This window comes from Limnohabitans sp. Rim28 (assembly GCF_000293865.2).
Classification (GTDB): Bacteria; Pseudomonadota; Gammaproteobacteria; order Burkholderiales; family Burkholderiaceae_C; genus Limnohabitans_A.
On record NZ_ALKN02000014.1, the window covers coordinates 64,416 to 75,662 of the forward strand.

Here is an 11,247-nt window from a genome sequence, read left to right on the forward strand (position 1 = left end):
AGTGAGCCGGGTTATGGGTTCTCAGCGCCATCCAGCTTCAAACCCTTGGGCATCGGAAACTTGATGGTTTCTTGAATGCCGTCCAGCGTGCGCACAGACACCGCACCCAGGGTGCGCAATCGCGCAATCACCTCTTGCACCAGCACATCTGGGGCCGATGCACCTGCGGTCAGGCCCACTTTTTGCGCCCCGGTAAACCAGGCTTCCTGCAAATCGGCCGCCGTGTCCACCATGTAGGCGGGCGTACCCAAGCGGTCGGCCAGCTCGCGCAAGCGGTTGCTGTTGGAGCTGGTGGGGCTGCCCACCACGATCACGACGTCGACCAGCGGGGTCATCAGTTTGACGGCGTCTTGTCGGTTTTGGGTGGCATAGCAAATGTCTTGTTGCTTGGGCTCACGCACCTGCGGAAAGCGCGCTTTGACCGCCGCCACAATCTCAGCCGCATCGTCCACGCTGAGTGTGGTTTGCGTGACCACCGCCAGCAACTCGGTCTGGCTGGGCTGCACCTTGGCCACGTCTTGCACGTCTTCCACCAGATGAATACCGCTGTCGAGCTGGCCCATGGTGCCTTCCACCTCGGGATGGCCTTTGTGCCCGATCATGATGAATTCATAACCCTCTTTGTGCAGCTTGGCCAGCTCCACATGCACCTTGCTCACCAGTGGGCAGGTGGCGTCAAAAATCCGGAAGCCGCGTCGCTCGGCTTCATCTTGGATCGCTCGGCTCACGCCATGCGCGCTGAAAATCAAGGTCGCGCCGGGCGGGACATCGGCCAGTTCTTCGATGAAGATGGCGCCCTTTTTTTTCAAATCATCCACCACGTAGGTGTTGTGCACGATCTCGTGGCGCACATAAATCGGGCGACCGAACTTGGTGAGGGCGTGCTCGACGATGTCGATCGCACGGTCCACGCCGGCGCAAAAACCGCGTGGCTCGGCCAAAAGCACTTCAGAGGTCATCACAGCACTCCAATCAGTTCAACTTCAAAGGTCACAGGCTGACCGGCCAAGGGGTGGTTAAAGTCAAACAAAACCGCGCCCTCTTCGTTCACTTGCAAAACGGTTCCCGCATAAGAGCCCAAGCCATCGGGTGTAGGAAATTGCACCACATCGCCGGCTGCGTATTTTTCGGTCGGATCGCCCAATTCACTGAGCAGCTTGCGCGCCACCCACTGCTGCATGTCAGCGATTCGCTCGCCAAAAGCCTCCCCCGCCGGAATCTCCATCACCACCCGCGTGCCCTCGGCCAGGCCCAGCAAACGCTGCTCCAAGGCAGGCGACAAGGTGCCAGAACCCAGCGACATGGTGGCGGGCTTTTCGTTGAACGTGTTGATGATGTCCCCCTGTGGCCCTGCCAGGCGGTAGTGAAGCGTCAAGAAAGAGGCGGGTTCGACAATGGACATAAGGGTTTTCTGGAATGCCGCTCATGCGGCCAAACAGGCATAAAGAAGCCACTATTGTAAAAAGCCCGGCCAAGCTGTCCCCGTCAAGGGGATAAGCAGGACCGAAGGCCGCTCCAGGGAGGGGCAAAGCATGCGCATGAAAGACTTGCCGGTCGACGCGCGGCCGCGCGAAAAACTGCTTGCCCGAGGCCCGCAGGCCCTGAGCGACGTGGAGCTTTTGGCCATCTTGCTGCGCACCGGCATGGCGGGCAAAAACGTGTTCCAGCTGGCCGAAGAACTGCTGGGGCCAGACGGCATCGCCGGCCTGCTCCATGCATCGGTGCATTCGCTCAAGATGGTGAAGGGATTGGGACCCGCCAAACAGGCCGAGTTGCTGGCTGTGTTCGAGATGGCGCGCCGGGCGCTCAGCCAGCGCCTCAAAGAACGCGAGGCTTTTCACACGCCGGGCGCGGTCAAACAATACCTCCAGCTGCAGTTGGCCCACAAAAACCACGAGGTCTTTGCCGTGCTGTTTCTGGACAGTCAGAACCGCATGCTGGCCATGGAGGAGCTTTTTCGCGGCACGCTCAGCCAAACCAGCGTTTACCCTCGTGAAGTGGTTCTGCGCGCCTTGCACCACCAGGCCGCCGCGGTGGTGCTCTCGCACAACCACCCCAGCGGCTCGGTGCAACCCAGCCGGGCCGACGAGCACCTGACCCAAACCCTCAAAGCCTCTTTGGCGTTGGTGGATGTGCGCGTGCTCGACCACATCATCGTGGGCCAAGGACAGGTCTTGTCCATGGCGGAGCAGGGCTTGATGTGAGTGACCGCTAAACTCGGGGCTTTTCCTTTTCAAGCTCGCCATGTCCCACTACCACCTCTATGCCATTGGCAACGCCTTGGTCGATACCGAATACGAAGTTTCCGATGCACTGCTCAGCACAATGGGGGTGAGCAAGCGCCACATGACCCTGATCGACACGCCCCAACGCGCCGAACTGCTGACGCACGTGCAAGGTCTGCACGCCCGGCGCACCGGTGGCGGCTCGGCTGGCAATACCGTGGTGGCACTGGCCCAATTGGGCGGCAAGGCTTTTTACTCATGCCGTGTGGCCGACGATGAGCTGGGCGCCTACTACACGCAAGACCTGCAAACCAACGGCGTGGCCACCAACCTGACCCACACCCGCCCCCAAGAGGGCCAAACGGGCAGCTGCATGGTGCTGGTCACGCCCGACGCTGAGCGCAGCATGTGCACCTTTTTGGGCGCGACATCCCAACTGGACGCCACGGCCTTGCACCCACAAGACATCGCTAAGTCAAACATCTATTACATGGAAGGCTACCTGGCCGCGTCACCTACAGGCTTGGCAGCTGCGGTCAAAGGTCGGCAACTGGCCATCGAGCACGCAGTGGCAACGGCGCTGACCCTCAGCGATGTGAGCATGATCAACTTCTGCCGTGCAGGCTTGGAAGCCATGATCGGCGACGGCTTGGACTATTTGTTTGCCAACGAAGAAGAAGCCCAAACCTGGTGCGGCAGCACCGACCTGGACGCCATCATTGGCCAGCTCTCGGCGCTGGCCAAAACCGTCTGCCTGACGCGTGGCCCCAAGGGCTGCATCGTCGTGCAAGGCCAGCAACGCATCGAAGTGCCTGCCGTGCCCACCCAAGCGGTGGACACCAACGGCGCAGGCGACATGTTTGCCGGTGCCTTTTTGTATGGCATCACCCACGGCCAAAGCCCGGCGCAAGCGGCCGCATTGGCCAACCGCGCAGCCGCTGCGGTGGTCAGCCAGCACGGCAACCGACTGACAGCCGCGCAGCTGCAAAGGATTGCCGCAGAAGCGGCCAAAGCCTAAGTCTGGATCAGGCCGTCCACCACGTGGATGGTCTTGTCACAGCGCTGGCCCAGCTGTGGGTTGTGCGTCACCAGCAGCACGGTGGTGCCCTGCTCTTGGTTGATGCGCCGCAGCAGCCCAAATACCGCATCGGCACTTTGGGTGTCCAAGTTGCCCGTGGGTTCATCGGCCAGCAGCAAAGCCGGGTTCATGGCCAAGGCCCGCGCCAAAGACACGCGCTGCTGCTGCCCGCCACTCATGTTGTTGGCCATGTTGTTTTTCCAGGGCGTCAGGCCCACGTTCTCCAGCAAGGCCTCGGCCCGCTCGCGCATCTCGGGGTTTGGAAAACCCGCCGCACCCAGCATGGGCAACATCACGTTCTCAAGTGCGGTAAAGGCCGAGATCAGGTGGTGGTACTGGAACACAAAACCAATGTGGTGCCCCCGCAAGCGCGTCAAGGCCTGATCGGCCAGCCGTGTGGTTTCTTCGCCCGCCATCTGCAGCAAGCCCGAGGTGGGCCGGTCCAGCAAACCGATGATGTTGAGCAAGGTGCTCTTGCCCGAGCCTGATGGCCCCATCACCGCACAAAAGTCGCCCCGGTGGAGCGTCAAGTCAATGCCGTGCAGCACCTCGGTCTCGATGCCGGTGCCCACGTTGAAGGCCTTGTGCACACCCTGCAGGCCCACCACCACATCCGACCTAGCCATGGATCGCCTCCACCGGATCCAAACGGGCCGCACGCAAGGCCGGTGCATAGGCCGCGATCAAGCCGGTCAACGTGGCCAGCCCCAGAGCCACCACAAACAGCACCGGGTCCAGCACCAATGGAAACAGCGCCGTGCCATCGGCGTTCAAGGCCAGGTGCTGCCACAGCACCAGTCCCAAAGCGCCCACCACACAGCCCAGCACCGCCCCCCCCCAGCCCAGCAAGCCGCCTTGCAACAAAAACACGCGCAGCACCTGACCACGCGAAATGCCCATGGCCCGCATGATCCCGATCTCGCGCGAATTTTGCACCACCGACACCACCAACACACTGGCAATGCCAAAGGCCACCGACAAGCCCACAAAAAACCGGATCGCGGTGTTGGCTGTGCTTTGCGCACTCACCGCCGCAAAAAACTGCGCGCCGGTTTTGATCCAGCTGTCGGCCTGCACCCCGGTCTCGGCCTGTATGCGCTGGGCCATGCGCTCGGCGGCATACACATCACGCACCGTGACTTCAATGCTGGTCACCCCTCCCAACAAGCCCAGCAAACTTTGCGCCGTGCGCAGCGTCACAAATGTGATGCGCTGGTTGGCCCCTTTGTTGCCCAGGTCAAACACGCCGCTGATGGTCAAGCTGGTGGCCTCGCCTGCGGCATTGGCCACGCGCAGCTTGTCGCCCACATCCACGCCCAGATCGTTGGCCAGGTCGGTGCCGATCAACATGTCTTGGCCTGTCAAGCGCGGGGCACCGCGCACCATTTTTTCGGGCAACTTGACGATCTGGAAATAGCCCTCGGGCTCCACCCCGGTCAGGCTGATGGCCCGGCTGGCACTGCCGCGCACCGCCAGCGCCGAGCCACCGACCACAGGCGATGCCACGGCCACCTCGGGCATGTCGCGCACCATGGTGAGCAAGGATTGCCATTGGTCCATCGATTTGAGCCTTTGCAGTGGCGGTTGCACGATGGATGCATCCACCTCGCCAGGCTCGACCTTGTGCAAAGTGCGCGTGACCTCTTTGGGCGGCAAAAGCTGAATGTGCGCCTGCCCCGACAAAACCCGCGCGATGAAGTTGCCCTGCAAGCCCGCCATCAGCGCCGACATGAACACGATCACGCCCACCCCAATGGCCACGCCGACCACAATGAACACCGTTTGCAAACGACCTTGGCGCAAAAAGCGGATGGCCACAATCCATTCAAACGGCACCCAAGGCTTGAACATGCTGCGGTCCGATCAAGGTTGAACACGCACGCGCTGGCCATCGCGCAAAGCTGTGGGCCATGCGATCACGGCATCCCCCTCGCGCAAGCCGTCCAGCACCTCCACCCACGGACCAGCCCGCAAACCCAGTCGCACCGGGTGACGCACCGCGTGCCCAGCCTCCAGCAGCCACACCCAGGGCGACGCCCCGCCGATGTCGTGGACATGGCCCGCCGGCAGCGCCAGCGCCTGCGGTTTGCGTGCCACCATCAAGTCCACCGACACGGTCATGTCCTGCTGGAGGGTCTGCTGGGGCTCCAGCACGTCCAGCTTGACCTCTACCGCCCCCGTCTGGGCATTGATGCTGGGGTTGATAGAGACCACTTGGGCTTTGAATGGCTGCTGCGGATAGGCATCGGCCGAGGCCAGAGCCTGCTGCCCAAGCGCCAACAGGCGCAGCTTCTTTTCGTCGATCTGCACCACCAACTGCATGGCCCCTTCAGGCGACAAAGTCATCAAGACTTTGCCCGCCTGGACCACATCGCCGACCTCCACGTTGCGGCCTATGAGCTGCCCACCCGCGGGCGCCCGGACCAACGCATAAGCCGCTTTGGCAACGACCCCTTCGGCATTTGCCTGCGCTTCGGCCACGGCGCCCACGGCCAAGCTGTGCTCTGCGCCGCCGGCTTGGGTCGAAGTGACTTGTTGTTGTGCGGCCAGCACCTGCGCATCGGCCAGTGCCCAAACTTTGCGCGACTCGTCCAGTGCCGCCTGACCGATAAAGCCCTGCTCGAACAAAACCAAACTGCGCTGCCAGCTGGCCCGTGCCGTGCCCAAACTGGCCTGTGCTTGGCGCAGTGTCTGCTGCACCACAGGCGCCTGCAACTCCGTCAACTGCCGCAGTCGGCTCTGCGCCTGGACCACGGCCTGCTGCGCCTGACGCCGGGCAGACTGCAGCTCCGTGCTGGCCAACTCCACCAGCACATCGCCCGCGCGCACCACTTGCCCTTCGCTCACGGGCACACGCGCCACGGTGCCGGTGATCTGCGCCCCCATGTTCACCCGGTGCGGTGTTGCCACGCGGCCACTGGCCACCAAGGTTTGCAAGAGATCACGGCGCTGCACCGCCTCGGTCTGCACTTGAGGCCCCAGCCACCAGCGCAGCGATGCCGCAACCAACACCAGCACCAGCAAACCCCACAACAATGGGCCACCATGGTGGCGAATCCACATCCAAACAGCATTCATGCGACCCATTGTGGGGATCGGTGCTGTTCGCGCCCATGATCCAGGTCAAGATCGGCCCATGTGCAGGCTGTGTGTCAGGCAACTGAGCAACAATGGGGTTTGTGCTCTCTCTACCCTTCTGACCTCCATGAAAAAAATACTGCTTTTAGGTTCTGGTGAACTTGGCAAAGAATTCGTCATCAGCGCCAAACGTCTGGGCTGCCACGTCATTGCTTGCGACAGCTATGCGGGTGCGCCCGCCATGCAGGTCGCCGACGAGTTTTGCGTGTTCAGCATGTTGGACGAAGCGGCCTTGCGACAGGCCATTGAACAACACCAGCCTGATTTGATCGTGCCCGAAATCGAAGCGATTCGCACCGAAGTGCTGCTGGACGTGGAAAAAGAAGGTTTTGAGGTCATCCCCAGCGCCCGCGCCGCCAACCTGACCATGAACCGAGACCGCATCCGCGACGTGGCGGTGGGCCTGGGTGTGCGCACCGCCCAATTCGCTTATGCCGACTCGGCTGCCGAACTGCTGGACCGCGCCAATGAGATTGGCTTTCCGGTGGTCATCAAGCCGGTCATGAGTTCCTCGGGCAAAGGCCAAAGTGTGGCCAAAACGGCAGGCGATGTGCCAGTCAGTTGGGACTACGCCTGCGCGGGCATGCGCGGCGACCGTCAGAAAGTCATCGTCGAAGAATTCATCCACTTCGAGTTTGAAATCACCCTGCTCACCGTGCGCCAACGCAATGGCCAAACCCTGTTTTGTCCACCCATCGGGCATGTACAAGAACGCGGTGATTACCAATACAGCTGGCAACCCCAAGGCATGAAGCCCGAGCAAGTGAAAGCCGCGCAAGACATGGCCGACAAAGTCACCACCGACTTAGGGGGGGCAGGCCTGTTTGGTGTGGAGTTTTTCGTGACGAAAGACGAGGTGATCTTCAGCGAGCTGAGCCCCCGCCCGCACGACACCGGCATGGTCACACTCATCAGCCAAAATTTGAGTGAATTTGACTTGCACGCGCGCGCGATCTTGGGACTGCCCATTCCACGCATCGACGGTGTGGAAGGCGCCAGCGCGGTGGTTTTAGCAGACCGTGAAGGCAAAGACCCCACATTCACAGGCCTTGAAGCGGCACTGGCCGAACCCGGCGTAGACGTTCGCATCTTTGGCAAACCCACCACACGCCCTTATCGGCGCATGGCTGTGGCGCTTGCGCAGGGCCCCAATGCCCTGCAAAGAGCGCGCGCTGCAGCGGCCAAAATCAAGGTGCTGAGCCACTGAGTTCGAACGCCTCAGCTTGGCTGACAGACCACACGTCGCCAAGCTTTGAGCGTTTCTGAGCCTCAGGCAAATTTTTCAGCATCTGGCCAAAGCTGCGCCGCAGCGTCTTTGGCTGCCAACTGGGGCTGTCCTGCCATGGGCCAGCCGATGCCCAGTGTGGGGTCGTCCCATCGCAAGCTGCGCTCGTGGGCGGGGTACCAGTAATCGGTGGTTTTGTACAAAAATTCGGCCGTTTCGCTGAGCACCACAAAGCCGTGGGCAAAACCCGGCGGCACCCACAGCTGCTGGTGCTTTTGCGCATCCAGATAGACACCCACCCATTGTCCAAAAGTGGCGGCGCTTTGCCGCAGATCGACCACCACGTCAAACACCTGGCCCTGCACCACACGCACCAATTTGCCCTGCGGGTTCTGAATTTGGTAATGCAGGCCTCGCAACACACCTTGAGCCGACTTGCTGTGGTTGTCTTGTACAAAAGTCGAGTTCACACCGGTCTTGTCAGCAAAGTCGCGCTGGTTGAAAGACTCCAAGAAAAACCCACGGGCATCCCCAAAAACCTGGGGTTCCAGAATCAAGACTTCAGGAATGGACGTGGGCGTGACGGTGTAAGGCATATCGAGCAAGTGAGGGGGTCGTGGGCTATTTCAGCAAATTCAACAGGTATTGGCCGTAACCATTTTTGGCCAAGGGCGCTGCCAGTTTTTGTACGGCTGCGGCATCGATCCACTTTTGGTGCAAAGCAATTTCCTCGGGGCAAGCGACCATGAGGCCTTGCCGCTTTTGCAAGGTCGCAATGAAACCAGCGGCCTCCAGCAAACTGTCGTGCGTGCCGGTATCCAGCCAAGCATAGCCCCGACCCATGATCTCCACGTTCAATTGACCCAGCGCCAAGTAACGCTTGTTCACGTCGGTGATTTCAAGCTCGCCACGGGGTGAGGGCCGAATGTCAGCAGCAATGTCACAGACTTGCGTGTCGTAAAAATACAAGCCCGTGACGGCAAAGTTGCTTTTGGGGGACTTGGGCTTTTCTTCGATGCTCAGCGCGCGTTGTTGCCCATCAAAGTCCACCACGCCATAGCGCTCCGGGTCGTGCACATGGTAAGCAAACACGCTGGCGCCGCTTTCGCGTTCGTTGGCACTGGCCAAGAGCTTGACCAAATCATGGCCGTAGTAAATGTTGTCGCCCAGCACCAGCGCGCTCGGGTCATGGCCCACAAAGTCCTTGCCGATGATGAAGGCCTGCGCCAAGCCATCTGGGCTGGGCTGAACCGCGTACTGGATGTTCATGCCCCACTGGCTCCCGTCTCCCAGCAGTTCGGCAAAGCGCGGCGTGTCTTGTGGCGTACTGATCAGCAGCACATCTCGGATGCCCGCCAGCATCAGGGTGGTCAGCGGGTAGTACACCATGGGCTTGTCGTACACCGGCATGAGCTGCTTGCTCACGGCTTGGGTCACGGGATACAGGCGGGTGCCAGAGCCGCCTGCGAGGATGATGCCTTTGCGATTTGTCATGGCGCATTTTAAGCCGACTCTTTGGCGTCAGCCGGTCTGAAAAATCGGGATTGTTGGGGCACTTCAGACCATAATTCGCTTCATGGATTTGTTTTCAAGCTTGGTCGTCGCCTACTTTTTAGGGCTCGGCTTGGCCATGGTTTTTCGCAAAAGAACCCGCAGCGTCTCGGGGCCTTGGTTGTTTTTATTTCGAGCCTTTTTTCCCAATTGGCAGTTTTTCCATGGCCTGGGACCTGCGCCGCGTTTATGGGTTCGCGCACAAGGACCCGACGGTCAATGGTCTGACTGGCAGCTGCACTACCCTCGCATGGCGCGACGCTCCTTGCAGTGGCTGCACAACCCCGAAGTCAATTTGGCCCTGTCGCATCAAAACCTAGTGGAACACCTCGCCTCAGACATCCATGCCTTGCCAGAAAACGGGGACATCACCCGTTTTGTCAGCTACCGCTTGGTCACTCGCTTGGCCAGACAAGCGGTGATGGCGCACAGCCAAAACCGCTATGCCGACGGATCCGGCACACCCCCTGTTCAGCGGTCCTTTCAGTTCGAAGTTCGCTTGCTTTTTTTGTCGAACAATGAATCGGCCCTGTTGATCCAATCACCCGTCATGCCATGGACAGCATGAGCTTGGACATGGCCACGGCCATCCGCCTGTTTGAGGTCTTGCTGGGCTTGAGCCTTTTGCTGCAAACCCTGGAGTATTTCAAACTCTCGCACACCGACCAGGTTGGCCACTGGGAGATCCAACGCCAAGAGATTCCAAACCGCCCTGTTCGCCTGATTTTGGACAGCTTGTTTCAAGCCCGCGTTTATCAAAGCCTGCTGTGGATCCGTGGTGGCTTGTCTCTGGTCTTGATGGCAGGACAGGCCGGACTCGGGGTCTCCATCGGCCTGTTCTTGCTCGCTGTTTTGCTCTTGATGCGCTGGCGCGGCGCTTTCAATGGGGGCAGCGATTTCATGACTCTGGTCGGATTGACAGGCTTGCTGATCGGTCATGCCTTGAGCGGATGGAACGATTCAACGACAGCATGGACGATGGCTTTTTGGTATGTGACATTGCAAAGCTTGGGCTCTTACTTCGTGTCAGGCTGGGTCAAGTTGTTGCGTCCAGAATGGCGCTCAGGCAGGGCATTGACGGTGTTTCTGGACCAAGCTGTGCATGGCCCCTTGTCCGACAACAGCCCTTTCCGGTCGCCCAAAGTGGCGCTCATTTGCAGCTGGAGTTTCATGCTTTGGGAAGGCTTGTTTCCTTTGGCCTTATGGAATCTTCAGGTGGCTGCTGTTTTTTGCACCGTAGCCGCTGTGTTCCATTTTTTGGTCTTTTGGTTTTTTGGACTGAATCGATTTTTCTGGGCTTGGCTCAGCACTTTTCCGGCCATTCTTTACTGCGCATCGCTTTGAATTTGCGCTTAGGTGATAGACCAAAATCCCACACCCTGCGACAATTCAAGACATGAACACGATCCCTTCATCCGCACCCTCCTTCGGCGCATTTGCGCCGCTGCAAAACGACACTTTCCTGCGCGCCTGTCTGCGCCAGGCCACCGACCACACCCCCGTCTGGCTCATGCGCCAAGCCGGGCGCTATTTGCCCGAGTACTGCGCCACCCGCGCCAAAGCCGGCAGCTTCATGGGTTTGGCCACCAACGTGGACTACGCCACCGAAGTCACGCTGCAGCCGCTGGACCGTTATCCGCTGGATGCGTCTATTCTTTTCAGCGACATCTTGACCGTGCCCGACGCCATGGGCTTGGGCCTGAGCTTCGCCATGGGTGAAGGCCCGCGCTTTGCCAAGAACGTGCGCGACGAAGCCGCTGTGGCAGAACTCGCCGTGCCCGACATGAACAAGCTGCGCTATGTCTTTGATGCCGTGACATCGATTCGCAAAGCGCTCAATGGCCGCGTGCCCTTGATCGGCTTTTCGGGCAGCCCCTGGACGCTGGCGTGCTACATGGTCGAGGGCGCAGGCTCAGACGACTACCGCCATGTCAAAACCCTGATGTACAGCCGCCCGGACCTGATGCACCGCATCCTCGAGATCAACGCCGACGCGGTGGCCCTGTACCTGAACACCCAAATCGAAGCCG

The 11,247-nt window shown here is 60.2% G+C and carries 13 protein-coding genes; 6 read left to right on the plus strand and 7 right to left on the minus strand.

Annotation, left to right across the window (positions count from 1 at the left end):
• Window positions 1–11 precede the first annotated feature (11 nt).
• Together ispH and B472_RS14500 are read right to left on the minus strand one after the other, a co-directional pair.
• The gene (gene ispH, locus B472_RS14495) at window positions 12–959 is read right to left on the minus strand and encodes a 4-hydroxy-3-methylbut-2-enyl diphosphate reductase (RefSeq protein ID WP_019425697.1); all 948 of its coding nucleotides are present in this window, start codon (window positions 957–959) and stop codon (window positions 12–14) included.
• Window positions 959–1,402 (minus strand): peptidylprolyl isomerase, encoded by a 444-nt coding sequence (locus B472_RS14500; RefSeq protein WP_019425698.1) that lies wholly within the window; start codon window positions 1,400–1,402, stop codon window positions 959–961. Before B472_RS14500 ends, ispH begins: the two co-directional genes overlap by 1 nt.
• A 130-nt stretch (window positions 1,403–1,532) precedes the next feature.
• Here B472_RS14500 and radC point away from each other — a divergent pair, with 130 nt between their 5' ends.
• Entirely contained in the window at window positions 1,533–2,204 is a 672-nt protein-coding gene (gene radC, locus B472_RS14505) for a DNA repair protein RadC (RefSeq protein WP_019425699.1), read from the plus strand.
• 40 nt (window positions 2,205–2,244) lie between these two features.
• Complete coding sequence (locus B472_RS14510) at window positions 2,245–3,243, plus strand: adenosine kinase (RefSeq protein ID WP_019425700.1); 999 nt, start codon at window positions 2,245–2,247, stop codon at window positions 3,241–3,243.
• Here B472_RS14510 and B472_RS14515 read toward each other — a convergent pair.
• Genes B472_RS14515 through B472_RS14525 form a run of 3 tightly spaced genes read right to left on the minus strand, consistent with a single transcriptional unit; the run spans window position 3,240 to window position 6,390 of the window.
• Complete coding sequence (locus B472_RS14515) at window positions 3,240–3,929, minus strand: ABC transporter ATP-binding protein (protein ID WP_026039284.1); 690 nt, start codon at window positions 3,927–3,929, stop codon at window positions 3,240–3,242. The two genes, B472_RS14510 and B472_RS14515, sit on opposite strands and share 4 nt — an antisense overlap.
• Window positions 3,922–5,154 carry an ABC transporter permease gene (locus B472_RS14520; protein WP_019425702.1) on the minus strand — a complete coding sequence of 411 codons (1,233 nt, stop codon included), beginning with the start codon at window positions 5,152–5,154 and terminating at the stop codon, window positions 3,922–3,924. The genes B472_RS14515 and B472_RS14520 overlap by 8 nt, the downstream gene beginning before the upstream one ends.
• Window positions 5,155–5,166: 12 nt before the next feature.
• Window positions 5,167–6,390, minus strand: coding sequence for an efflux RND transporter periplasmic adaptor subunit (locus tag B472_RS14525; protein WP_081504917.1), 1,224 nt, complete (start codon window positions 6,388–6,390; stop codon window positions 5,167–5,169).
• Window positions 6,391–6,508: 118 nt separating this feature from the next.
• Here B472_RS14525 and purT point away from each other — a divergent pair, with 118 nt between their 5' ends.
• Complete coding sequence (gene purT / locus B472_RS14530) at window positions 6,509–7,648, plus strand: formate-dependent phosphoribosylglycinamide formyltransferase (protein WP_019425704.1); 1,140 nt, start codon at window positions 6,509–6,511, stop codon at window positions 7,646–7,648.
• A gap of 62 nt (window positions 7,649–7,710) precedes the next feature.
• Here purT and rfbC read toward each other — a convergent pair whose 3' ends face one another.
• Together rfbC and rfbA are read right to left on the minus strand one after the other, a co-directional pair.
• Window positions 7,711–8,262: a dTDP-4-dehydrorhamnose 3,5-epimerase gene (gene rfbC, locus B472_RS14535; RefSeq protein ID WP_019425705.1), complete on the minus strand. Its 552-nt coding sequence runs from the start codon at window positions 8,260–8,262 to the stop codon at window positions 7,711–7,713.
• 25 nt (window positions 8,263–8,287) lie between these two features.
• Window positions 8,288–9,160, minus strand: a complete 873-nt coding sequence (gene rfbA / locus B472_RS14540) for a glucose-1-phosphate thymidylyltransferase RfbA (protein WP_019425706.1) — start codon at window positions 9,158–9,160, stop codon at window positions 8,288–8,290.
• 82 nt (window positions 9,161–9,242) lie between these two features.
• Here rfbA and B472_RS14545 point away from each other — a divergent pair, with 82 nt between their 5' ends.
• The 3 genes from B472_RS14545 to B472_RS14555 all read left to right on the plus strand — a co-directional run.
• The gene (locus B472_RS14545) at window positions 9,243–9,785 is read left to right on the plus strand and encodes a hypothetical protein (protein ID WP_019425707.1); all 543 of its coding nucleotides are present in this window, start codon (window positions 9,243–9,245) and stop codon (window positions 9,783–9,785) included.
• A complete protein-coding gene (locus tag B472_RS14550) occupies window positions 9,773–10,561 on the plus strand; it encodes a hypothetical protein (RefSeq protein ID WP_019425708.1) in 789 nt (262 codons plus the stop codon). The genes B472_RS14545 and B472_RS14550 overlap by 13 nt, the downstream gene beginning before the upstream one ends.
• Window positions 10,562–10,613: 52 nt before the next feature.
• A partial coding sequence (locus tag B472_RS14555) for a uroporphyrinogen decarboxylase family protein (RefSeq protein WP_019425709.1) occupies window positions 10,614–11,247 on the plus strand: 634 nt, incomplete at its 3' end.

Bases quoted from the DNA above. Each gene is read 5' to 3' on its own strand.
- B472_RS14545 (WP_019425707.1), top strand. From the start codon at position 9,243: ATGGATTTGTTTTCAAGCTTGGTCGTCGCCTACTTTTTAGGGCTCGGC.
- B472_RS14550 (WP_019425708.1), top strand. From the start codon at position 9,773: ATGGACAGCATGAGCTTGGACATGGCCACGGCCATCCGCCTGTTTGAG.
- rfbC (WP_019425705.1), bottom strand. From the start codon at position 8,262: ATGCCTTACACCGTCACGCCCACGTCCATTCCTGAAGTCTTGATTCTG.
- B472_RS14515 (WP_026039284.1), bottom strand. From the start codon at position 3,929: ATGGCTAGGTCGGATGTGGTGGTGGGCCTGCAGGGTGTGCACAAGGCC.
- B472_RS14525 (WP_081504917.1), bottom strand. From the start codon at position 6,390: ATGGGTCGCATGAATGCTGTTTGGATGTGGATTCGCCACCATGGTGGC.
- radC (WP_019425699.1), top strand. From the start codon at position 1,533: ATGCGCATGAAAGACTTGCCGGTCGACGCGCGGCCGCGCGAAAAACTG.
- B472_RS14520 (WP_019425702.1), bottom strand. From the start codon at position 5,154: ATGTTCAAGCCTTGGGTGCCGTTTGAATGGATTGTGGCCATCCGCTTT.
- rfbA (WP_019425706.1), bottom strand. From the start codon at position 9,160: ATGACAAATCGCAAAGGCATCATCCTCGCAGGCGGCTCTGGCACCCGC.
- ispH (WP_019425697.1), bottom strand. From the start codon at position 959: ATGACCTCTGAAGTGCTTTTGGCCGAGCCACGCGGTTTTTGCGCCGGC.
- purT (WP_019425704.1), top strand. From the start codon at position 6,509: ATGAAAAAAATACTGCTTTTAGGTTCTGGTGAACTTGGCAAAGAATTC.
- B472_RS14510 (WP_019425700.1), top strand. From the start codon at position 2,245: ATGTCCCACTACCACCTCTATGCCATTGGCAACGCCTTGGTCGATACC.
- B472_RS14500 (WP_019425698.1), bottom strand. From the start codon at position 1,402: ATGTCCATTGTCGAACCCGCCTCTTTCTTGACGCTTCACTACCGCCTG.